22 protein-coding genes are annotated in these 20,675 nt (G+C 62.1%); 5 read left to right on the top strand and 17 right to left on the bottom strand.

Annotated elements, in window-relative coordinates; all coding sequences use genetic code 11:
- Window positions 1–1,101 (bottom strand): efflux RND transporter periplasmic adaptor subunit, encoded by a 1,101-nt coding sequence (locus ACM6IP_RS20340; RefSeq protein WP_159994017.1) that lies wholly within the window; start codon window positions 1,099–1,101, stop codon window positions 1–3.
- Between the two features lie 94 nt (window positions 1,102–1,195).
- Between ACM6IP_RS20340 and ACM6IP_RS20345 the strand changes: the two genes are divergently transcribed.
- A complete protein-coding gene (locus ACM6IP_RS20345) occupies window positions 1,196–1,831 on the top strand; it encodes a TetR/AcrR family transcriptional regulator (RefSeq protein ID WP_159994015.1) in 636 nt (211 codons plus the stop codon).
- A 27-nt stretch (window positions 1,832–1,858) separates the two neighbouring features.
- Here the strand turns inward: ACM6IP_RS20345 and ACM6IP_RS20350 are convergent, their stop codons facing one another.
- Complete coding sequence (locus tag ACM6IP_RS20350) at window positions 1,859–2,641, bottom strand: class I SAM-dependent methyltransferase (RefSeq protein WP_095166750.1); 783 nt, start codon at window positions 2,639–2,641, stop codon at window positions 1,859–1,861.
- A 93-nt stretch (window positions 2,642–2,734) separates the two neighbouring features.
- Here ACM6IP_RS20350 and ACM6IP_RS20355 point away from each other — a divergent pair, with 93 nt between their 5' ends.
- Window positions 2,735–3,355 carry an energy transducer TonB gene (locus ACM6IP_RS20355; protein WP_414862172.1) on the top strand — a complete coding sequence of 207 codons (621 nt, stop codon included), beginning with the start codon at window positions 2,735–2,737 and terminating at the stop codon, window positions 3,353–3,355.
- 3 nt (window positions 3,356–3,358) lie between these two features.
- Here ACM6IP_RS20355 and ACM6IP_RS20360 read toward each other — a convergent pair whose 3' ends face one another.
- The 7 genes from ACM6IP_RS20360 to ppc all read right to left on the bottom strand — a co-directional run bounded on the left by ACM6IP_RS20360 (window position 3,359) and on the right by ppc (window position 10,574).
- Window positions 3,359–4,060 (bottom strand): extensin family protein, encoded by a 702-nt coding sequence (locus ACM6IP_RS20360; RefSeq protein ID WP_414862173.1) that lies wholly within the window; start codon window positions 4,058–4,060, stop codon window positions 3,359–3,361.
- 13 nt (window positions 4,061–4,073) lie between these two features.
- Window positions 4,074–4,895: an isocitrate lyase/PEP mutase family protein gene (locus ACM6IP_RS20365; protein WP_159994009.1), complete on the bottom strand. Its 822-nt coding sequence runs from the start codon at window positions 4,893–4,895 to the stop codon at window positions 4,074–4,076.
- Between the two features lie 34 nt (window positions 4,896–4,929).
- The gene (locus ACM6IP_RS20370; protein ID WP_401130086.1) at window positions 4,930–5,790 is read right to left on the bottom strand and encodes a DUF72 domain-containing protein; all 861 of its coding nucleotides are present in this window, start codon (window positions 5,788–5,790) and stop codon (window positions 4,930–4,932) included.
- On the bottom strand, window positions 5,790–6,086 hold the full coding sequence (locus ACM6IP_RS20375; protein ID WP_095166743.1) for a hypothetical protein: 297 nt from the start codon (window positions 6,084–6,086) through the stop codon (window positions 5,790–5,792). The genes ACM6IP_RS20370 and ACM6IP_RS20375 overlap by 1 nt, the downstream gene beginning before the upstream one ends.
- Window positions 6,087–6,239: 153 nt before the next feature.
- Window positions 6,240–6,914, bottom strand: a complete 675-nt coding sequence (tsaB, locus tag ACM6IP_RS20380) for a tRNA (adenosine(37)-N6)-threonylcarbamoyltransferase complex dimerization subunit type 1 TsaB (RefSeq protein ID WP_095166741.1) — start codon at window positions 6,912–6,914, stop codon at window positions 6,240–6,242.
- 93 nt (window positions 6,915–7,007) lie between these two features.
- Window positions 7,008–7,655, bottom strand: coding sequence for an adenylate kinase (gene adk / locus ACM6IP_RS20385; protein WP_095166739.1), 648 nt, complete (start codon window positions 7,653–7,655; stop codon window positions 7,008–7,010).
- A 288-nt stretch (window positions 7,656–7,943) separates the two neighbouring features.
- Window positions 7,944–10,574 carry a phosphoenolpyruvate carboxylase gene (gene ppc, locus ACM6IP_RS20390; protein ID WP_095166738.1) on the bottom strand — a complete coding sequence of 877 codons (2,631 nt, stop codon included), beginning with the start codon at window positions 10,572–10,574 and terminating at the stop codon, window positions 7,944–7,946.
- Window positions 10,575–10,789: 215 nt separating this feature from the next.
- Here ppc and ACM6IP_RS20395 point away from each other — a divergent pair, with 215 nt between their 5' ends.
- The 3 genes from ACM6IP_RS20395 (at window position 10,790) to ACM6IP_RS20405 (ending at window position 12,675) form a co-directional block, all read left to right on the top strand.
- Entirely contained in the window at window positions 10,790–11,134 is a 345-nt protein-coding gene (locus ACM6IP_RS20395) for a pilin assembly protein (RefSeq protein WP_095166736.1), read from the top strand.
- A gap of 284 nt (window positions 11,135–11,418) precedes the next feature.
- A complete protein-coding gene (locus ACM6IP_RS20400) occupies window positions 11,419–11,832 on the top strand; it encodes a DUF4398 domain-containing protein (protein ID WP_095166735.1) in 414 nt (137 codons plus the stop codon).
- Between the two features lie 54 nt (window positions 11,833–11,886).
- Window positions 11,887–12,675: an OmpA family protein gene (locus ACM6IP_RS20405; protein WP_159994001.1), complete on the top strand. Its 789-nt coding sequence runs from the start codon at window positions 11,887–11,889 to the stop codon at window positions 12,673–12,675.
- 157 nt (window positions 12,676–12,832) lie between these two features.
- Here the strand turns inward: ACM6IP_RS20405 and ACM6IP_RS20410 are convergent, their stop codons facing one another.
- The 8 genes from ACM6IP_RS20410 to ACM6IP_RS20445 form a co-directional block, all read right to left on the bottom strand.
- Window positions 12,833–13,162 (bottom strand): hypothetical protein, encoded by a 330-nt coding sequence (locus ACM6IP_RS20410; protein ID WP_095166731.1) that lies wholly within the window; start codon window positions 13,160–13,162, stop codon window positions 12,833–12,835.
- Window positions 13,159–14,073, bottom strand: a complete 915-nt coding sequence (locus ACM6IP_RS20415; RefSeq protein ID WP_095166729.1) for an alpha/beta hydrolase — start codon at window positions 14,071–14,073, stop codon at window positions 13,159–13,161. Before ACM6IP_RS20415 ends, ACM6IP_RS20410 begins: the two co-directional genes overlap by 4 nt.
- Window positions 14,074–14,118: 45 nt before the next feature.
- Window positions 14,119–15,396 carry a flavohemoglobin expression-modulating QEGLA motif protein gene (locus ACM6IP_RS20420; protein ID WP_095166715.1) on the bottom strand — a complete coding sequence of 426 codons (1,278 nt, stop codon included), beginning with the start codon at window positions 15,394–15,396 and terminating at the stop codon, window positions 14,119–14,121.
- Between the two features lie 26 nt (window positions 15,397–15,422).
- Window positions 15,423–15,983: a hypothetical protein gene (locus ACM6IP_RS20425; RefSeq protein WP_095166713.1), complete on the bottom strand. Its 561-nt coding sequence runs from the start codon at window positions 15,981–15,983 to the stop codon at window positions 15,423–15,425.
- Between the two features lie 53 nt (window positions 15,984–16,036).
- On the bottom strand, window positions 16,037–16,753 hold the full coding sequence (locus tag ACM6IP_RS20430) for a TetR family transcriptional regulator (protein ID WP_320333736.1): 717 nt from the start codon (window positions 16,751–16,753) through the stop codon (window positions 16,037–16,039).
- Between the two features lie 97 nt (window positions 16,754–16,850).
- Window positions 16,851–18,353, bottom strand: coding sequence for a lysine--tRNA ligase (gene lysS, locus ACM6IP_RS20435; RefSeq protein ID WP_095166709.1), 1,503 nt, complete (start codon window positions 18,351–18,353; stop codon window positions 16,851–16,853).
- Window positions 18,354–18,468: 115 nt separating this feature from the next.
- A protein-coding gene (gene prfB / locus ACM6IP_RS20440; protein ID WP_143501160.1) for a peptide chain release factor 2 occupies window positions 18,469–19,564 on the bottom strand; the annotation gives its coding sequence in 2 pieces (ribosomal slippage) (window positions 18,469–19,491 and window positions 19,493–19,564; 1,095 coding nt in all).
- A gap of 107 nt (window positions 19,565–19,671) precedes the next feature.
- A complete protein-coding gene (locus ACM6IP_RS20445) occupies window positions 19,672–20,673 on the bottom strand; it encodes a response regulator (protein ID WP_095166707.1) in 1,002 nt (333 codons plus the stop codon).
- Window positions 20,674–20,675: the final 2 nt, after the last annotated feature.

The raw sequence follows: 20,675 nt of genomic DNA on the forward strand, positions 1-20,675 counted from the left end.
TTACTCCTTGCCCGCCAGATTGACCACGCGGTTGGAGCGATCCACCGGCCGCACCTGCTGGCCGTCGAGGAGCACATGCACACCGGCCGCCACGACCCAGTCGTCGGGGTTCAAGCCCTCGAGCACTGGCACGGTTTTTTCACCAAACGCGCCGACCCGCACCGGGACTTTTTTCAGCTTGTTGTTGGCGCCCACGACCCATACGTAGGTGGCTCCGTTCTCGGCCGTAAGCGCCGACAGCGGCACGGTGAGCGCGACCGCATCGGCGCTCTGAATGAACACTCGGGCACTTTGCCCAAGTTCGGCCGGAACCTTGCCGGCGGTAAAGGTGATACGCGCAGCGAAGGTCCGCGACTTGGGATCGGCGGCGGGCGACAGCTCGCGAATCGTCCCGGCGAAACGCTGGCCCTGTTGGGTCCAGAGTTCGACCGTGACCGGCTGGCCGACCTTGAACCGGCCGAAATGCTGCTCCGGCAGGCTGATCAGCACCTCACGCTCGCCGTCGGTTGCCAGGGTAAAGACCGTTTGCCCGGCACCCACCACTTGCCCGACTTCCACTGCGCGCTTGGCCACCACCCCATCCTGGGGCGCGCGCAATACCGCGTAGCTGGCCTGATTGCTGGCCACATCGAACTCCGCCTTGATTTGCTTGAGGCGTGCTTCACCCGCGCGGTAGAGGTTCTCGGCATTGTCGTACTGCGAGCGGCTGACCATCTGCCGCTCCATCAGGGTCTTGTACCGATCGCGTTCGGCGCGAACCAGGTTGAGATTGGCCGCTGCTGCTGCAACCTGGGCCCGGCTCGCGTCCAGTTGCAGGCGCACGTCCTCGGGGTCGAGTTCGGCCAGTGCCTGGTTGGCCTTGACCCGCTGCCCTTCATCTACCAGTCGTCGGCTGACTTTGCCACCGATGCGAAATGCCAGGTCTGGCTCATAACGCGCTCGGACTTCACCGGGGTAGCTGTCCAGCGCCTGCGCCGAAGGCTCTGGCTGGACCACCATGGCCGGGCGCACGGTGGCCTGCACCGGCTCTTCGTGACCGCATGCCGTTAATAACAGCGCCAGGCTGACTGGCAACGCGAGGGGCAAGGCATAGCGGAACATGGTGAACGACCTTTCGCTAATGGTGCTAGGAATAATTATACTGGGCAGTATGTTATTAATAGCAAACTCACCAGTCCAGTATTAAAAGCGAAAAATGTCCGACAATCTTTCTCCTTCCAACGGCCCCGGCCGCCCCAAAGATCTCGCCAAGCGCGAAGCGATCCTCGAGGCAGCCAAGCGCCTGTTCCTGAGCAACGGTTATGCGAGCACCAGCATGGACGCGGTGGCGGCTGAGGCCGGCGTATCAAAACTGACCGTCTACAGCCACTTCAATGACAAGGAGACGCTGTTCAGTGCCGCGGTCATGGCCAAGTGCGAAGAGCAATTGCCTACCCTGTTCTTCGAATTGCCCGAAGGCATGCCGGTAGAAAATGTGTTGCTGAACATTGCCCGGGGCTTTCATCAACTGATCAACAGCGATGAGTCGGTCAACCTGCACCGCCTGATCATGGCCCTGGGTAGCCAGGACCCGAAGCTCTCGCTGATCTTCTTCGACGCCGGCCCGCAACGAATGCTCAACGGTATGGAACGCTTGCTCGGCAAGATCGACCAACTGGGGGCCTTGCGCATCGACAAGCCGCGCAATGCCGCCGAGCACTTCTTTTGCCTGCTCAAGGGCGCGGGGAATTTCCGCCTGCTCTATGGCTGCGGTGAGCCGCCCATCGGCGAGGCGGCCGAAGCCCATGTGCAGGAAGTGGTGGGGTTGTTTATGCGGGCCTATCGGCCATAGGCAGCTGCAAGCTGCATGCTATGTGGCTTACGACTTGAGGGCTTTTTTCGGATAGATGTCATACCGGCTGGACTTGCCATCCAACGCATGACTCGGCTTGGGCCCGGCAATGCACGGGGCCTTGCGTGGGCGCTTGACCACGACCCGGTGGCTGGCCAGGGCCAGGGCAGCTTCCAGCAGGGCCGGGGCATCCGCGTCGTCCCCCACTAACGGGCGAAACAGGCGCATTTCCTTTTTCACCAGTGCGGTTTTCTCACGGTGCGGGAACATCGGGTCGAGGTAGATCACCTGCGGCGGTTCGCCTTCCCAGTTGCGCATCAGCTCGATTGAATTGCCCTTGAGCAAGCGCATCCGCGCGACAATCGGCGCTACCTCGAAATCCTCTGCCGCCCGCGCCAGACCATCCTCGAGCAAGGCGCCAATCAACGGCTGGCGTTCGATCAGGCTGATTTCACAGCCCAGGCTGGCCAACACAAAACCGTCCTTGCCCAGTCCCGCCGTGGCATCCAGCACCCTGGGGCGCACGCCTTGGGCGACGCCTACCGCCTTGGCGATCATCTGCCCGCTGCCGCCACCGTACAACCGCCGATGGGCCGCGCCACCCTCGACGAAATCCACCCGCACCGGACCGGGCGCATCCGCTCCCAGTTGCTGCAACTGCAAGCCCTGCTCACCCACTTGCAGGGCGAACTCGGCATCGTCCAGCTGCAGCGGCAGGCCCAGGCGCTCGGCCCAATGCAAGGCTTGCGCCTGAAAGCCATCCGCCAGGGCCTGGACTTTGATGCGGCTGGCCGCAGGTTGCTCACTCATCAGAAAACACACTCAAAAAATTAATGATCGGCAAAAACGGCCGATAACCAAACTATCGAGCATTTTGCCAGAGCTGAGCGTCGACCGAGAAAAATGTCAGACATTCAACACGTACCCGCCGGGTTTATTTCGCCTTACCGTGAATTCAGCCGGCACAACACCCAAACACTGAGCGGCGTCAGTCACCTGTGGCAGGATTTTTTTGCCCAGGCCCTGGCCGATCAGTTGGGTGACCGGGTACCGGCGGCAGGTGACTACACGCCCGTTGCCATCGATAGCTCGGTTGAGCCCGCTGGCGGCTCCGAGTTGCTGAGCGAGATCGTCAGCCAGCGTGCGTGCAACATCGTCGATACCGAGATCCGCCCGCCCGAACCGTTGTTCCTGCCGATCGCCGAATTCGAGATGCAACTGCTGGACCCGCCAGCCCCGCCCTTCCCGGCTGATGAGATAGTCGCCCAGCAAGCGCAACAGGACTTCGACCACGAGTGGCTGCGTCCGCTGGTGCTCACGGCCGGCCAACCCCTGCCACCCCCAGGCCCGGCTCCGCAACCGCGGGCGCTGTTCCTGCCGATCGCCGAGTTCGAACTGCAACTGCTGCCGCCGCCTGCGCCGCCCTATCCGCCGGAAGAACAGGTCGAACAACAGAAACAACTGGACTTCGACACCCGCTGGGCGCGGCCGATCGTCCTGCACAATCTGCGCATCGCCGCCTGACTCTCAGCGACAGCCCCACCAGGGCCCCGTATCCAGGTGAAAATGATTGCGATGAGCGGCGTTGTAGTCCGGGCTCAGCACCACGTTGAACACCTCACAGGCGTCATCGCGCACCTGGCGCAAAAACCCCGCGTCGGCGTTGTCCTGTGGCCAGTCCCGCAGCACGTTGACTGTGCGCCCATCGGCCAGGCGAAAACCGGCAATGTCCAGGGCATTGGCCGTGGCGTGCTGGCTGCGTGCAGCTTTTTCCCGGTTGTACATATTGCGACAGGCAAAGCTGCCCAGGTGATCGACCCGCGCCACCGCCTGGCCGTAGACCGACTGAGCCGCTGGCTGCAGCGCGTGGCGCTGAAACACGGCGAAGGCCACAGCCAGGGGACAACTGGCGAGAAAGCTGCTGCTCAGCGCCACCTCGCCACCTGACACCCGCAAGGTGTTGTGCAACGGGCAGGTGGCATCGGTCGGGCTGTCCGCCTGGCGGCTGAACTTCAGGCCGGAGGTAGCGAGTACCTGGTCACAGAGTGCCGGGTTATCACGCAGGCGCATCAGCTTGTAGCGCGTCAGCAGGTTCGGTGCCGCCTGCACCTCCAGCGGCGCCCAGGGATTCCACGCCGAGGACACAGGCAACCAGCCCCGCCACACACCGAACAACCCAGCCCCCACCAGCAATAACAGCAGCACCAGGACTTTCAGCCACTTCACCATCACGCCCCGTCAGTCAGCCTTTGAACAGTTGATTGGCCTGCGCATACGGCATCGAGCGCTCGGTGAAGCCAAAGGTGCCGTGTTCCTGAATCTCCCGGGCGGCGCGGAAGAACTCGCCATAGGCCGCCAAGGCCATGGCCGAGCCGACGCTGATACGCTTGACCCCCATCTCGTTGAGTTGCGCCACGTTAAGCTTGAGCCCCCCGGACATCAACACGTTGACCGGTTTGGGCGCCACCGCCCGCACGACCGCCAGCACTTCTTCAGCCGTACGCAGGCCGGGGGCATACAGCACATCGGCGCCCGCCTCGGCGAACGCTTGCAGGCGGCGGATGGTATCGGCCAGGTCTGGATTGCCGTGCAGATAATTCTCCGCGCGCGCGGTCAAGGTGAAGGGAAATGGCAGGCTGCGCGCGGCCGCCACCGCCGCCTCGATGCGCGCCACGGCATGCTCGAAGCAGTAGATGGGAGCGTCTTCGCGGCCCGTGGCATCTTCGATCGAGCCGCCGACGGCCCCGGCACTGGCGGCACGCAGCAGGCTTTCGGCGCACTGAGTGGGATCATCGGCAAAGCCGTTTTCAAGGTCGACGGCGACCGGCAAGTCGCTGGCCGCGACAATCGCCCGGACGTTGGCCAGGGTGTCCTCAAGCTTCAGTGCGCCGTCGGGGCGAGCCATGGAAAACGCGTAGCCGGCACTGGTGGTTGCCAGCGCCTGGTAACCCAGGCTGGCGAGCATCCTGGCCGAACCGGCATCCCAGGGATTGGGAATCACAAAGGTCCCGGGACCTTCATGCAAGGCTTTGAACGCTTGGGCTTTGAAGATTTGCGTGGCCATTGGCTCGCTCCTGTCGCGGGGGGGTGGCCCGTCGTCAGAGCAAACCGAGCTGCTCGGCGGCGGGTTCTCTATATAGCTCAGGCAGCGCCGGCAAGCCAGGCAAACGCGTCATCAACCGAGCATGAAAGTGCTGTGCCAACGCGGCTGCCTGCAGGTTGTCGGCAGTGTGCAGGAAGATGTACGGCGTGCGTCCCTCTTCGATCCACTGGGCGATTTTCTCGACCCAGGGCGTCAGGAACGGATCATTGGCCAGCAGCAGCGGATGACCGATGAAGCGCACCTGCGGGCACTGGGTGAACGCTGCCGGGCGAGTCGGCACGTTAGGTTTCTTCGACTGCGCATGCAGGACCCCAGGGTCACTCGAGGTGCAACTGAACAGCGCTCGCGGATCCAGGCAGATCCGCTCAACGCCACGCGCAAGCAACAGGCGATTGAGCTGGCGCTCGGCATCGCCCTTGGCAAAAAAATCCCGATGCCGCACCTCCACCGCCAGGGGCCGCTGCAAACCGTCGATAAACCCGGCGAGTTCCGGCAAGCGTTGCGGGGTGAAGGCCTTCGACAGCTGCAGCCAGAACGGCGCCACCCGCTCACCCAGCGGGCTGAGCAATTGCACGAAAGACTCTGCAGCCGTCAGTTGCTCACGCAGGTCACCGCCGTGGCTGATATCGCTGGGGAACTTGGCGGTAAAACGAAAGTGCCTGGGCATGGTTTGCGCCCAGCGCTCCACCGTCGCCGGTGCTGGGCGCGCATAGAAGGTGGTGTTGCCTTCAACAGCGTTGAACACCTGCGAGTACAACTCCAGGAATTGGTTGGGACGGGCGTCTTGCGGATACAGATACTGGCGCCAGGCGTTTTCGCTCCAGGATGGGCATCCGAGGAAATACGGCAGCGACATCAGATGTGCAGGTCGAGACCCAGCACTTCCATGTCCCAATCGACGAAAGCGGCGGTACTCAGGTAACTGGCCAGGGCCAGCGAGACATGCCGGCTCATCGCACGGTGGTAGAGCAGGTCTTGCGGGCGCGCGGGCAGATTGCTCTGGCGCTGGGCAGCGCGGGCGGCCAGTTGCTCTTCAGAGGGCACTTGCGGTTCGTCGTCGTGGTCCAGGACGGAGTCGTCCACCGTCGCACTGCCCTTGCGAGGCTTGCGGGGGATGGGATAGGACTGCGAGGAAAAACCGTCTACGCGCATAGAGATAAACTCGTTATCAATGATGGCAATTTAGCGGCACTTACTGCGACGCGCAAATTGCCAAGTGATAACTAGAACACATAAAAGGCAAAAGGTTTAAAAGCCCGGGCTGAAAACTGACGATTGACGTCACGTACTGACCCTGACGAGGGCTTAGCGGGCCTTGGGCGTCGCCACTTTGTCGCGCAGGTAAACCGGCTGGGCGTTGTCGGCGACAATCGCTTCACCACGCTCCCAGGCGAACTGCGCCAGGCTCAGCAAGTCCTGGGCGTGGGGCAGCATGCCGGCGTCCTGGCCACTCAGGCTGACGGCGATGCGCTCGGCATAACCCCAACCGGTGCCGGCACCAAACCAGTCGCCCGCCGCATCAGCAGGCAGAGCCGCGACTTCCGGTGGCAGCACCGCCTCGGCGCCGACCAGGCGCATTTCACCGGCGGTTTCGCGGTAGCAACCCCAATAGACTTCATCCATGCGGGCATCGATGGCGGCCGCCACCTGGGTCGCGCCGTGCTCGCGCAACGCGCGCTGCGCCAGCACCGCCAGGTTGGACACCGGCAACACCGGGCGGTCCAAGGCAAACGCCAGGCCCTGGACCACGCCGATGGCAATCCGTACCCCGGTAAACGCCCCCGGCCCACGGCCAAAGGCAATCGCATCGACCGCCTGCAAGGTGGTGCCGGCCTCGGCCAGCAATTGCTGGATCATCGGCAGCAGCTTCTGCGCATGCAGCCGCGGGATCACCTCGTAATGGCTGGTTACCTTGCCGTTATGCAGCAAGGCAACGGAGCAAGCTTCAGTCGCGGTGTCCAGGGCCAGCAAGGTACTCATCGATGTTTCCGTCAACGTGGTAGAAAAAAGTCCGTCAGTATAAACAACAACGGCCCGCAAGCGGGCCGTTGAACGTAAAGCCAGTGAGCTTTATCAGCTCAGTGCTTCAAGCACCTTGCCGGTGATGGCTTCAACCGAACCAACGCCTGCAATGTGGCTGTACTTCGGCTTGCCCTGGGCAGCCGCGAGATTCTGGTAGAACGCCACCAAAGGCTTGGTCTGGTCGTGGTAGACCGACAGGCGATGACGCACGGTTTCTTCGGTATCGTCTTTGCGCTGCACCAGCTCTTCGCCAGTGATGTCGTCCTTGCCAGCCAGTTTTGGCGGGTTGTAGACGGTGTGGTAAACGCGGCCGCTGGCTTCGTGGACACGACGACCGGCGATACGCTGGACGATTTCTTCGTCGTCGACGGCGATTTCCACCACGTGATCCAGCTCGACGCCTTCGCTGACCAGTGCTTCAGCCTGCGGGATGGTGCGCGGGAAACCGTCGAACAGGAAACCGTTGGCGCAATCTGGCTGCGCGATACGGTCCTTGACCAAGGCGATGATCAGGTCGTCGGAGACCAGGCCACCGGCATCCATGATGCCCTTGGCCTTGATGCCCAGCTCGGTGCCAGCCTTGACCGCCGCACGCAGCATGTCGCCGGTGGAGATCTGCGGAATGGAGAATTTTTCGGTGATGAACTTAGCCTGAGTACCTTTACCGGCCCCGGGAGCTCCCAGCAGAATGACGCGCATCGATGTGCTCCTCAATTTCTTATTTATAAACGATCGGATTCGCCGCTTGGGGCCAATCTCAGAATAGGGTCGTGGGCCGCCCAAACGGCCAAAGGCTGATCAAGATACACAGCAGGCACGGCCCACACAAGCCGCCGAAAGTCGGAGGAACCCGCGCCGGTCCTGCCGTTGCGACGAGGTATTCCAAGTCGCAACCCCATAACAAAGTGTCGCCTGCCAGGCCCCGGCAGCCCTCCTCACCTGCCGGTTGGCGAGGCAGAACGGACTGCCGAGGTTGCCCATCGGCCCTTAGCCGGTGTTGCGCAAACCGGCGGCAATCCCCGCTACAGACACCAGCAACGCCTGTTCCACCGGGCTGCCCTGCGCCACGTCCTGCTGTCGCGAGCGGGCCAGCAGCTCGGCCTGCAATAGATGCAGCGGATCGAGGTAGGTGTTGCGCAGGCGAATGAATTCCAGGGTGTCAGGGCTATGGGCAAGCAACTGCGACTGGCCAGTCAGGCCCAGGACCACGGCGCAGGCCTGCGACAATAGGTCGCGTAAATGCGCCCCCAAAGGCAGCAAATCGGCCTCCACCAGACGCTCGTCGTAGGACCTTGCGATGTCCGCGTCGGCCTTGGCCAGGACCATTTCCAACATGTCGATCCGGGTGCGGAAGAACGGCCATTGCTCGCGCATCTGCGCCAACAGTTCACCCTCGCCACGGGCCAGCGCCTTGCTCAGCGCCGCTTCCCAACCCAGCCAGGCCGGTAGCATCAGGCGGGTCTGGGTCCAGCCGAAGATCCACGGGATCGCCCGCAGGCTTTCAATGCCTCCGGCCCGGCGCTTGGCCGGGCGACTGCCCAGGGGTAGCCGCCCCAGTTCCTGCTCGGGGGTGGATTGGCGGAAGTATTCGACGAACTGCGGATTCTCCCTTACCACCGCGCGATAAGCGCTCACGCCATCGGCGGCCAGTTCATCCATCAAGCCCCGCCACGCGGGTTCCGGCGGCGGTGGCGGGAGCAATGTCGCCTCCAGCACAGCGGCCAGATAGAGGTTCAGGTTTTGCTCGGCGATGTCCGGCAGGCCAAATTTGAAGCGAATCATCTCGCCCTGCTCGGTGGTACGGAAACGCCCTGCCACCGAGCCCGGCGGCTGCGACAGAATTGCCGCATGCGCCGGACCACCGCCACGGCCCACGGTCCCACCACGACCATGGAACAGCAGCAGCTCGACTTGCTGCTCACGGCAGATATCCACCAGCCGCTCCTGCGCCCGGTATTGGGCCCAGGCCGCGGCGGTGGTGCCGGCATCCTTGGCCGAATCGGAGTAGCCGATCATCACTTCCTGGGGGCCTTGCAAACGCGCGCGATAACCGGGCAGCAGCAACAGCTTTTCGATCACCGGCCCGGCGTTGTCCAGGTCCGCCAGGGTTTCGAACAGCGGCACCACGCGCATCGGCCGCAGCACCCCGGCTTCCTTGAGCAGCAGTTGCACGGCGAGCACGTCGGAGGCGGCGCCGGCCATGGAGATCACATAGGAGCCCAGCGAAGCCGCCGGTGCAGCGGCGACTTCGCGGCAAGTCGCGAGGACCTCTGCGGTATCGGCCGAAGGCTTGAAGTGGCTGGGCAGCAGCGGCCGGCGATTGTGCAGCTCAGTCATGAGGAACGCGATGCGCGCCTCCTCGTCCCAATCTTCATACCGCCCCAGGCCGAGGTAATCGGTGATCTCGGTCATCGCCGAGCAATGCCGGGTGGAGTCCTGTCGTACGTCCAGGCGCACCAGGAACAGGCCGAAAGTCACGGCCCGGCGCACACAGTCGAGCAGCGGGCCATCGGCAATCACGCCCATGCCGCATTCGTGCAGCGACTGGTAGCACAGCTCCAGCGGGTCCAGCAGGTCGCGGTTGTTGTGCAGCACATCGGCCCCGGCCGGGGTATTCGCCGTCAACGAGACCTGGGCCCAGTTGCGGGTCGCCCGCAGGCGTTCGCGCAATTGCTTGAGCACCGCCCGGTAAGGCTCGGCACTGTCGCCGGCCTTGGCCTGCAGCGCCGCGCTGGCCTGTTGCATCGACAGGTCGGCTGCCAGTTGATCGACGTCACGCAGGTACAAGTCTGCCGCCATCCAGCGTGCCAGCAGCAACACCTCACGGGTCACCGCCGCCGTCACGTTGGGATTGCCGTCGCGGTCGCCGCCCATCCAGGAGGCGAAGCGGATTGGCGCGGCTTCCAGTGGCAAACGCAGGCCGGTGGCGGTCTGCAGGGCCAGGTCGGCCTTGCGCAGGTAATTGGGAATTGCCTGCCACAGCGAATGTTCGATCACCGCGAACCCCCACTTGGCTTCGTCCACGGGTGTGGGTCGGGTGCGGCGGATTTCTTCGGTGTGCCAGGCCTCGGCGATCAAGCGCTGCAAGCGTTGGTGGATCTGCTCGCGTTCGGCACTGGTGAGGTCGCGATGGTCCTGCGCGGCCAGTTGCGCGGCAATTGCGTCGTACTTCTGGATCAGGGTCCGGCGCGCCACTTCGGTGGGGTGCGCGGTGAGCACCAGCTCGATCTCCAGCCGGCCCAATTGCCGCGCCAGTGATTCGCCACTGTGACCCTCGGCCCGCAGCCGGGCCAGCAGTTGCGGCAGGACCCGCGCCTCGAACGGCGCCGGCTGCGACTCTTCGCGGCGATGGATCAACTGGTACTGCTCGGCGATGTTCGCCAGGTTGAGGAACTGGTTGAACGCCCGCGCTACCGGCAGCAGTTCGTCCTCACTCAGCTGGTTGAGGCTGGCGCTCAGTTCGGCGTCCATGGAGCCACGCCGGTCAGCCTTGGCACCCTTGCGAATCTGCTCGATCTTGTCGAGAAACCCATCCCCGTACTGTGCGCGGATGGTGTTGCCCAACAGCTCACCCAAGAGGTGAACATCTTCGCGCAAGCGTGCATCGATATCGGTCATCAGCAGTTCTCCAGCGAGTGGCGGTCAGCTATCAGGCGCAGTCCTTGAGGCTCAAGAGTGCCGCTCGCAGCCGGTTCTTACAAGCAGGCGACGAATCGACTTTAAACCTTCGCGGTTGCGGCTAGTCTCATGAGTAAGCCGTACCCAGGCTTGCTACCGGCCACCGCCGGAGACTCATCACAACCTGTCACGAGCAGGTGATTATTGAGGTCATTATGAAAATTCGTGAACTGGCCCTGCATTGGGAAGAAACCGCCAAAGGCCGTTTGACCAAGACCGGCTACAGCATTCACCTGGACGTCGAAGCCGCTGCACGCCTGGCGGCACTCAGCGAAATGTACCCCAAGCGCCACCCCGAAGAGTTGCTCGGGGAACTGATTGGCGCCGCCCTGGAAGAGCTCGAAGCAAGTTTTCCCTACATCAAGGGCCAGCAGGTGATCGCCACCGACGAAGAGGGCGATCCGCTCTACGAGGACGTCGGCCCTACCCCGCGTTTCCTCGCCCTGTCACGGCAACATCTGCATGATCTTTCGGCTGCAGCCGGCAAGCAGAAACACTAGGCGGCACCCCGTTCGACCCTCCTGAAACCGCGTATTCCCGAGCCCTTGGTGGCTTGGGAATACTCCTGCGCGGGGCAAAAGTTCCCGGTTTAGAGCCTCGCAAAAGTCCTCGAAGTTTTTTCGGGCGATACGCCATCTTTTCTGAACTTTGAAAAAAAGCCTCGGGTCACACCCAGTAACCATCACTGGAACAGCCGTACCACAACCCGCTGTCACAGGCCTCGTCTCATCGCTCTCACGGCTCCACGACCAGGATGGATTTGACGATTTTCAGGAGTTATCCAATGGAGTTGAAGACCATGAAAACCAGCACCGCCACAACCACGTCCACATTCCCGCGCGGTCTCAAGTTGGCCGCCCTGGCACTCGGTTGCAGCTTCGTCCTGGCGGGATGCGCCGGCAACCCGCCGACCGAGCAATACGCCGTCACCCAATCGGCAGTCAACAGCGCTGTCAGCGCCGGCGGTACCGAGTTTGCCGCCGTGGAGATGAAGGCCGCCCAGGACAAGCTCAAACAAGCCGAACTGGCCATGCACGACAAGCAATACGACCAGGCTCGACTGCTGGCCGAACAGGCTGAGTGGGATGCCCGCGTCGCCGAACGCAAAGCCCAGGCGATGAAAGCCGAACAGTCGCTCAAGGACTCTCAGCAAGGCGTTCAGGAACTGCGCCAGGAAAGCCAGCGCAGCGTGCAATAAGCCCTGCCCTCACGCCCCTGTGCCCCCGCGAATCGATAGAAAGGACGAACCACTATGCGTAAGCAATTGATGATCCCAGCTCTCCTGGCCGCCAGCGTTGCCCTGGCCGCTTGCTCGACGCCACCCAATGCCAACCTGGAACAGGCCCGGACCAACTACTCGGCCCTGCAGGCCAATCCACAAGCGAGCAAAGTCGCGGCCCTGGAAACCAAGGAAGCCAGTGACTACCTGGACAAGGCCGACAAAGCCTTCCAGGAGCGCGAGAAGACTGAACAGGTCGATCAACTGGCGTACCTGACCAACCAACGTGTTGAAGTCGCCAAGCAGACCATCGCCCTGCGTACCGCTGAAGCCGACCTGAAAAATGCTTCGGCGCATCGGGCCCAGGCCCGTCTTGATGCCCGTGACTCGCAGATCAAGCAACTGCAGGACAGCCTCAACGCCAAGCAGACCGATCGCGGAACCCTGGTGACCTTCGGCGATGTGCTGTTTGCGACCAACAAGGCTGAACTGAAATCCAGCGGCTTGGTGAACATCAACAAACTGGCGCATTTCCTCGCCGAGAATCCGGACCGCAAGGTAATTGTCGAGGGCTACACCGACAGCACCGGCGCTGCCAATTACAACCAGAGCCTGTCCGAGCGCCGCGCCAACTCAGTGCGCATGGCCCTGGTGAAAATGGGCGTCGACCCAGCGCGCGTGGTTGCCCAGGGTTACGGCAAAGAGTACCCAGTGGCCGAGAACAGCAGCGTCTCGGGCCGGGCGATGAACCGTCGGGTGGAAGTGACCATTTCCAACGACAACCAGCCGGTGATCCCACGTTCGGCAGTGAGCGCCAACTAAGGATTTAGCGCGGTAACGCAAAAGCCCCGCCTGATGTGATCAGGCGGGGCTTTTTTGCAGGACATTGTTGGAGCGGTGCGCCCATGGATTGGGTCTGGCCAGATGGCCTCATCGCGAGCAAGCTCGCTCCCACAGGGTTTGCAGCGGATTCATGGACTCAGGGTTCGAGCTGCTGCGGGGTTTCCTCGCCCATGCAGCGTACGGCCTTTTTCTTGGCGTTGATCAGTACACCGGTCAGGCCTTTCTGTTCGGTGTCGAACAATACCAGCACGCCGTCGATGCACTGCGCGACCTGGGCCGCCGGCTCCAGGGAGACTTTGTAGTCTTCGCCCGGCACGGTCTTGAGCATGGTGAACTCGTTGAGCAGCAAGGCGTCTTCCGGCTTGGCAAAGTGCAGGTAGCCGTACCACCACAGGGCAGCGACCGTGCCCAGGATGCTGCAGATACCGGTGATGATCAGCGGGATGGCGTTACGTTCTTCACTCATTGCGGGCTCTCTTGCGGTTGATCGGGTGAATGGCTGGGGGCCGGGTAATTGGGGATCTCTCCCAGGCGGCGCACACCATTGAAGTGCTGCGGATCGTCCAGATAGCGCAGCATGACGGTTCGCCAGACCGGGTCGGCGAATGTCTGCACATGGCCACCGCGGGTCAATTGCAGCACCTTTGGCGGGGGCGCAGCTTGATACAGTCGGATGCCGTTGGAAAGAGGCACGATGGGATCGTCGATGCTGTGGTAGATCAATTTCGGTACAGCGTTGACTTGGGGCATGGCGCGGATTGCGCTGTCAGCGTCCGGCACCAGCCACGACAACGGCACCTGGAACGGCCAGGTCAGCCAGGAAGTGCTGAGGGCAAACTGGCCCACTTCGCGGTAACTGGCCGGCACGCCGTCGAGCACCAACGCCTTGAGTTGAACCTGGCGCTGCGGGTGTTCGGCCAGGTAGTGCAGCGCCATGGCGCCGCCCAGGCTCTGGCCGAGCACAATCAGCGGCGTGCCCTGTACCTGCGGCGCCTGGTCCAGCCATTTGAAGGCCGCATCGATATCTTGATAGACCTGCGGCAAACCTGGCTCGCCTGCCGACAGGCCATACCCGCGATAGTCCAGCAGCAGCACTTGATAACCCTGCTTGGGCAACCACCAACTGCCCCCCAGGTGCGCCGCCAGGTTGCCGCCGTTGCCGTGCAGATGCAGGACCGTGCCCTTGACCGCGACACCCTCTTTTGCCGGCAGCCACCAGGCATGCAGCTTGACCCCGTCGGCCGTGGTCAGGCTTACGTCGCGGTACTGCAGCCCGGCTTTATCCGGGGTGAACGGCAGGCCGGGCTCAGGATAGAACAGCAGTGAGCTGCAGCCGTTGAGGGTCAGGAACAGGCACAGGATGCCGAGGATTCTCATCCGTTTGAAGCCTCGCAATGGGCTCAGGGTGGTACCACCCCGGGGTTACAGAATGTTCGAGTAGTCCGCTTCGATCCGGTCCAGGCTCAGGTGGTTGAGGAAGTTGGAGAAGCACATCCAGGCCGACAGCGCGTTCATGTCACGGAACTGCGCAGGCAGGTACTTGGGCGGCTCCACCAGGCCTTCATCCACCAACTGGCGCAGGGTTCGCATGTCTTCCAGGGTGGTCTTGCCGCAAAACAGCAACGGGATCTGCTCAAGCTTGCCTTTGCGCACGGCCAACTGAATGTAGTTGTAAACCATGATAAAGCCCTTGAGATAGGACAAGTCTTTGGTAAATGGCAGGCCGTTTGGCACTGATCCACGGAATACCCGACTGGCATTGCCATAACTTTCGGCCATTTCGAAGCCCTGCTCACGGAAGAACTCGAAAATCTGCAGGAAGTCCGCGCCCTCCTCGACCATGTGGATCGCCCGGGTACGGTTGGTCAGCTTGCGCAGGCGGCTCGGGTAGGAGGCGAAGGTGATGATCTCCATCAGGATCGCCAGGCCTTCCTGAGTCACGGTCGAAGACGGCGGGCCCTTGGACAGGAAGGTGCAGATTGGCTGGTTCAGCCCGTTGAGCGTGGTGCCAACGTGCACCAGACCCTCATGCACCTCCAGCGCTCGCACGTCACGCTCGTTGAACATCGCATCGGTGCGGATCTTGATGTAGTCGGCGCCAGCCGCCGCGTCGGCGACGATCCCGTCTGACTCGAACACCCGGATGGTTTCCTCGGCCTCGCCGAACACCTTGTTCAAGCGGGTCTGCAGCAGGTGTACCGCCTCTTTGGCAGTGAGGATCTTCGGCTCGTCCTTGAGGTCGCCGCGGCCATCGATGTTGTTCAAGTAGTCGGACATCATCAGGCCCAGATCGGCCAGGGTCGGGTCACCGGCATGGAACGCATCGGAGGCCGCGCCATACAGCTCCTGGGAAATCAGCCCGAAGTCCTCGGTGCCACGGGCCTCGAGCATCCGCACCACCATGCGGTACTCCTTGCACATGCGCCGCATGATCTGCCCGACCGGGTTGAACTGGCCGAGCTGGCGAGTGATGTCGCGCTCGATGTTCTGGAACTCCAGCTTGACTTTGCTCGAATCGAAAGCCAGTGGCCGATTGAGGTAATAGTCCCGGTCCACCGCCGGCATTTCCTTGCCCTTGGCCTTGAGGAACCCCTTGCGGATGCTGTCGTCCCACTTCACCGCATCAAGGACCCGAATCGGCGTTTGCGCCAGCACTATGCGATCAGACAAGGTGCGTATCGTCTGCTGGTAATCGTCCACCGGTTGCTCCCTTGGTTAACCGTTGCCTACTGCGCTGATTGAGTGGTGTGCGGTCGTTGATACCGCGCGGCCTCGACGAACACGTCGGAATTGGCCGGATCGTCGAGGTAGGCGAACACCTGGTCCATGCTGCTGTTGATCAGTACGCCGTCACCATCGTCGGTGCTGAACGGCTCACCCTTGAGTTGTTGCCCAAGCGCCTGGCGGATCTGCTCGAGATCGAGGTTGTAGATCACCAGTTCCTGTTTATCGTTCAGTTCAAACCCGGCGATAGTGAAGTTGCCACCGTACTGGGCCGGCACCTTGGCCGAGAGGTACCAGCGATTGCCGTGGCGCGCCACCGTGAACGGATAGGCCTCGCGCTCCTTGGGCTTGGCCTTGAAGTAGCTGACCGCCTGGTAGCGGTCCGGGCCGACACGGGTCAGGTCCAGGTTCTGTGCTTCACCCCAGGCATTCTTGCTGGTCCATTTACCGAGCAACCCCGCCGGCGCAGCCTCGCTGCCCGGCATGGCCTGCTTGAATGACACCAGGCAGCCGCTGAGCAGCAGGAACGACAGGGTGATCACCACGACACGCCAGTACTTCATTCAAGACTCCTAGTCAGCACACACCGACAGCGCAATCTGCCCTCCCCCGAGGGTTACACCGAGGCCAGCACCAAGTGCATATACCGCGTGAGGATTCCGAGCATTTCATCCTCCGCCAGCGGCTGCGCCTCGTTGAGCAGGCCTTGATATTCCATCCGTCCGATTATCGCCGTCAACACTTTGGCATCCTGTTGCGGTTCCGGCGAGCCCAGCACCTGGAATAGCTGGCAGGTACCCTGCAGGAGAATCTGCTGATGGGAACGCACCAGCAACGCCAGGCGCGGGTTGAGCAAGGCCTCCTGGCGGAACGCCTGTTCCGCCATCAGGTGCTCGCGGCGGTTGAGCAGTTGCCGGTGCACATAGTCGGCGGTAAACCGGGCGATGTCGTCGGCCAGCCGCGAACGCGACTCGGGGCTGCCATCCCCGCTGTCGACCATCTCGTGCAGCAGCCCTTCATGATTGGCCCACAGCTTGGCCATGTAGGCCGCGCTACGCTCCACGTACTGGGCAAAGGTATCGGTGAGCAGGTCATCGATGTCCTTGAAATAGTAGGTGGTCGCCGACAATGGCACGCTGGCCTCGGCGGCTACGGCGCGGTGCCGCACCGCCCGCACACCGTCGCGCACGACAATGCGCATCGCGGCGTCGAGGATGTCCTGTCGACGCTGTTCACTGCCCTGTCGGCTGGCCTTGCGGCCCTGGTACTGAACACTTTCAGCGACCGCCGTAGCGACCCCCGCTGCTCCTTCTTGAGCATTTGCACGATTCACCGGTCTTACCTCGCAGTTGGAAGCAACAAGTTGATACGTTTGTTCCATACAGGCAATAAAAAGCCGCCTGATATAGGCGGCTTTTTCACTGCGGCATTTACGCTTGCGGTCGCATGTGCGGGAACAGGATCACATCGCGGATCGACGGTGAGTTGGTCAACAACATCACCAGGCGATCGATACCGATGCCCTCACCCGCCGTCGGCGGCATACCGTATTCCAGCGCACGTACGAAGTCGGCGTCGTAGTGCATGGCTTCGTCGTCACCGGCGTCCTTGTCGGCCACCTGGGCCATGAAACGCTCGGCCTGGTCTTCCGCGTCGTTCAACTCGGAGTAGGCGTTGGCGATTTCGCGACCACCAATGAACAGCTCGAAGCGGTCGGTGACGTTCGGGTTGTCATCGTTGCGACGAGCCAGCGGCGACACTTCGAACGGGTACTGGGTAATGAAGTGCGGCTGCTCCAGCTTGTGCTCGACCAGTTCTTCGAAAATCATCACTTGCAGCTTGCCCAGGCCTTCGAAGCCCAGCACCTTGGCCCCGGCTTTCTTGGCGATGGCGCGCGCCTTGTCGATGTCGGTCAGGTCGTCGGCGGTCAGCTCAGGGTTGTACTTGAGGATCGAGTCGAAGACCGACAGACGCACGAACGGCTCGCCGAAGTGGAACACCTTGTCGCCGTACGGCACGTCGGTGCTGCCCAGGACCAGCTGTGCCAACTCGCGGAACAGTTCTTCGGTCAGGTCCATGTTGTCTTCGTAGTCGGCGTACGCCTGGTAGAACTCCAACATGGTGAATTCAGGGTTGTGACGAGTCGAAACGCCCTCGTTACGGAAGTTGCGGTTGATCTCGAAGACTTTCTCGAAGCCACCGACAACCAGGCGCTTGAGGTACAGCTCAGGCGCGATGCGCAGGAACATTTCCATGTCCAGGGCATTGTGGTGCGTTTCGAACGGCTTGGCCGCAGCACCACCAGGGATGGTTTGCAGCATCGGCGTCTCGACTTCAAGGAAGTCGCGCTGCATCAGGAAGCTACGGATATGGGCGATGACTTGCGAACGCACGCGGAACGTCTGGCGCACTTCGTCATTGACGATCAGGTCGACGTAGCGCTGGCGATAACGCTGTTCGGTGTCGGTCAGGCCGTGGTGTTTGTCTGGCAGTGGGCGCAGCGACTTGGTCAGCAGGCGCACGCTGGTCATTTCCACGTACAGGTCGCCCTTGCCGGAACGGGCCAGGGTGCCTTCGGCGGCAATGATGTCGCCCAGGTCCCAGGTTTTCACCGCGGCCAGGGTTTCTTCGGACAGGGTCTTGCGGTTGACGTAGACCTGGATGCGCCCGGACATGTCCTGGATCACCATGAACGAGCCACGGTTGAGCATGATGCGACCGGCAACCTTGACCGGGATTGCAGCCTCTGCGAGCTCTTCCTTGGTCTTGTCCGCGTACTGCTTCTGCAGGGCATCGCAGTAGTTGTCACGGCGGAAGTCGTTCGGGAAGGCGTTGCCCTTGGCGCGCTCGGCAGCAAGCTTTTCCTTGCGCAGGGCGATCAGGGTGTTTTCTTCCTGTTGCAGGGCTTGCGGGTCGAGTTCTAGGTCGCTCATGTCTTCAAAAATTCCATCACGGGTTCGTTGCCCCCAGGCCAGCGGCCTGGGGATCGCCGGCAAGCCGGCTCCTACAGAGGATCGCGGTGAGTCAGGCGATCCCGTGTTGCATGTCTTACAAGCCTTGCTTCAGGCTGGCCACCAGGTATTCGTCGATGTCGCCGTCGAGCACCTTGTCGCAGTCGCTGCGTTCGATGTTAGTGCGCAGATCCTTGATCCGCGAGGCATCGAGCACGTACGAGCGGATCTGGTGACCCCAGCCGATGTCCGACTTGGTGTCTTCCAGGGCCTGCGAAGCGGCGTTGCGTTTCTGCACTTCCTGCTCGTACAAGCGCGCCCGCAACATTTTCATCGCGGTGTCTTTGTTGGCGTGCTGGGAGCGTTCGTTCTGGCAGCTGACCACGGTGTTGGACGGTACGTGGGTGATACGTACGGCCGAGTCGGTGGTGTTAACGTGCTGACCACCGGCACCCGAGGAGCGGTAGGTGTCGATACGCAGGTCCGACGGGTTGATGTCGATTTCGATGTTGTCATCGATTTCCGGCGACACGAACACGGCCGAGAACGAGGTATGGCGACGGTTACCGGAGTCGTACGGGCTCTTGCGCACCAGGCGGTGCACGCCGATTTCGGTACGCAACCAGCCAAAGGCGTATTCGCCCTTGATGTGCACGGTGGCGCCCTTGATCCCGGCGACTTCACCGGCCGACAGTTCCATGATGGTCGCGTCGAAACCGCGTTTGTCCGCCCAGCGCAGGTACATGCGCAGCAAGATGTTGGCCCAGTCCTGGGCCTCGGTGCCGCCAGAACCGGCCTGGATGTCCAGGTAGGCGTTGTTGGCGTCCATCTCACCGCTGAACATGCGGCGGAACTCGAGCTTCTCGAGGGCCTCGCGCAGGCGTTCGACTTCGGCTGCAACGTCGTCGACGGCAGCCTGGTCTTCTTCCTCGGCAGACATCAACAGCAGGTCCTTGGCATCAGCCAGACCACTGGACATCTCATCGAGGGTTTCTACGATCTGGGCCAGCAGCGAACGCTCGCGACCCAGGTTCTGAGCGTACTCAGGGTTGTTCCAGACAGCCGGATCTTCAAGCTCGCGATTGACTTCGGTCAGACGCTCATGCTTTTGATCGTAGTCAAAGATACCCCCGAATAGTTTCGGAGCGCTCGGACAGGTCCTTGATACTGTTAAGGATCGGGTTGATTTCCATGGCGGGCAGCACTCGTTGGCGAACTTTTGAAAGCCGGCGAGTATAACGTAATCAGGCCGCCACGGCAGCCCGCCTGGCGGCTATTGAGCCACCAAAACGGCTGTTTTTTACTCGATCCCCACCTGATTGCGCCCATTGTGCTTGGCCAGGTACAAGCCCTTGTCTGCCGCCAAAATCAATTGCCGGCAGTCGCTACCCTGCTGTGGGGTGATGGTCGACAGGCCGATGCTGATGGTCAGGCTCGCGCCTTCGGCCGGGGCGATGTGTGGAATTTTCAGGGCGGCGACGGTCTGACGGAGTTTTTCCGCCACCAGTCGTGCGCCACCCGGCGAGGTGTTGGGCAGCACCAGGGCGAACTCTTCACCACCATAACGCGCGGGCAGGTCCGAGGGCCGGCTACTGGCATCGCGGATCGCGGTCGCCACCTTGCGCAGGGCTTCATCGCCCTCAAGATGACCAAAACTGTCGTTATAGGACTTGAAGTAGTCGACATCGATCATCAACAGCGACAATTGGGTCTGGTCACGCAACGAGCGCCGCCATTCCAGCTCCAGGTACTCGTCGAAGTGCCGGCGGTTCGACAGGCCGGTCAGGCCGTCGGAGTTCATCAACCGTTGCAGCACCAGGTTGGTGTCGAGCAACTGCTGCTGGCTGACCCGCAATGCCCGATAGGCTGCATCGCGCTGGATCAGCGTGGTGTAGGAGCGCGAGTGATAGCGAATGCGCGCCACCAGCTCGATGTTGTCCGGCAGTTTCACCAGGTAATCGTTGGCCCCGGCGGCAAACGCCGCGCTCTTGATCAAGGGATCTTCCTTGGTCGACAGCACAATGATCGGGATGTCCTTGGTCGCCGGGTGGTTGCGGTAGTCGCGCACCAGCGTCAGGCCGTCCAGGCCAGGCATCACCAAGTCCTGCAGGATCACCGTCGGCTTGATGCGAATGGCCTGGGCGATGGCCTGGTGCGGGTCGGCGCAGAAATGGAAGTCGATGTTGTCTTCGTTCGCCAGACCCCGCCGCACGGCTTCGCCGATCATCGCCTGGTCGTCGACCAGCAGCACCATCGCGGCATTTTCATCGTTCTTGAAATCGTCGAGCTGTAACTCATCCATGG

This window comes from Pseudomonas sp. IT-P176 (genome assembly GCF_949767245.1).
Lineage (GTDB): Bacteria > Pseudomonadota > Gammaproteobacteria > Pseudomonadales > Pseudomonadaceae > Aquipseudomonas.

What these genes read in the sequence shown, in the direction of transcription:
- ACM6IP_RS20340 (WP_159994017.1), bottom strand. Translation starts at nt 1,101, where the DNA reads ATGTTCCGCTATGCCTTGCCCCTCGCGTTGCCAGTCAGCCTGGCGCTG.
- ACM6IP_RS20345 (WP_159994015.1), top strand. Translation starts at nt 1,196, where the DNA reads ATGTCCGACAATCTTTCTCCTTCCAACGGCCCCGGCCGCCCCAAAGAT.
- ACM6IP_RS20350 (WP_095166750.1), bottom strand. Translation starts at nt 2,641, where the DNA reads ATGAGTGAGCAACCTGCGGCCAGCCGCATCAAAGTCCAGGCCCTGGCG.
- ACM6IP_RS20355 (WP_414862172.1), top strand. Translation starts at nt 2,735, where the DNA reads ATGTCAGACATTCAACACGTACCCGCCGGGTTTATTTCGCCTTACCGT.
- ACM6IP_RS20360 (WP_414862173.1), bottom strand. Translation starts at nt 4,060, where the DNA reads ATGGTGAAGTGGCTGAAAGTCCTGGTGCTGCTGTTATTGCTGGTGGGG.
- ACM6IP_RS20365 (WP_159994009.1), bottom strand. Translation starts at nt 4,895, where the DNA reads ATGGCCACGCAAATCTTCAAAGCCCAAGCGTTCAAAGCCTTGCATGAA.
- ACM6IP_RS20370 (WP_401130086.1), bottom strand. Translation starts at nt 5,790, where the DNA reads ATGTCGCTGCCGTATTTCCTCGGATGCCCATCCTGGAGCGAAAACGCC.
- ACM6IP_RS20375 (WP_095166743.1), bottom strand. Translation starts at nt 6,086, where the DNA reads ATGCGCGTAGACGGTTTTTCCTCGCAGTCCTATCCCATCCCCCGCAAG.
- tsaB (WP_095166741.1), bottom strand. Translation starts at nt 6,914, where the DNA reads ATGAGTACCTTGCTGGCCCTGGACACCGCGACTGAAGCTTGCTCCGTT.
- adk (WP_095166739.1), bottom strand. Translation starts at nt 7,655, where the DNA reads ATGCGCGTCATTCTGCTGGGAGCTCCCGGGGCCGGTAAAGGTACTCAG.
- ppc (WP_095166738.1), bottom strand. Translation starts at nt 10,574, where the DNA reads ATGACCGATATCGATGCACGCTTGCGCGAAGATGTTCACCTCTTGGGT.
- ACM6IP_RS20395 (WP_095166736.1), top strand. Translation starts at nt 10,790, where the DNA reads ATGAAAATTCGTGAACTGGCCCTGCATTGGGAAGAAACCGCCAAAGGC.
- ACM6IP_RS20400 (WP_095166735.1), top strand. Translation starts at nt 11,419, where the DNA reads ATGGAGTTGAAGACCATGAAAACCAGCACCGCCACAACCACGTCCACA.
- ACM6IP_RS20405 (WP_159994001.1), top strand. Translation starts at nt 11,887, where the DNA reads ATGCGTAAGCAATTGATGATCCCAGCTCTCCTGGCCGCCAGCGTTGCC.
- ACM6IP_RS20410 (WP_095166731.1), bottom strand. Translation starts at nt 13,162, where the DNA reads ATGAGTGAAGAACGTAACGCCATCCCGCTGATCATCACCGGTATCTGC.
- ACM6IP_RS20415 (WP_095166729.1), bottom strand. Translation starts at nt 14,073, where the DNA reads ATGAGAATCCTCGGCATCCTGTGCCTGTTCCTGACCCTCAACGGCTGC.
- ACM6IP_RS20425 (WP_095166713.1), bottom strand. Translation starts at nt 15,983, where the DNA reads ATGAAGTACTGGCGTGTCGTGGTGATCACCCTGTCGTTCCTGCTGCTC.
- lysS (WP_095166709.1), bottom strand. Translation starts at nt 18,353, where the DNA reads ATGAGCGACCTAGAACTCGACCCGCAAGCCCTGCAACAGGAAGAAAAC.
- ACM6IP_RS20445 (WP_095166707.1), bottom strand. Translation starts at nt 20,673, where the DNA reads ATGGATGAGTTACAGCTCGACGATTTCAAGAACGATGAAAATGCCGCG.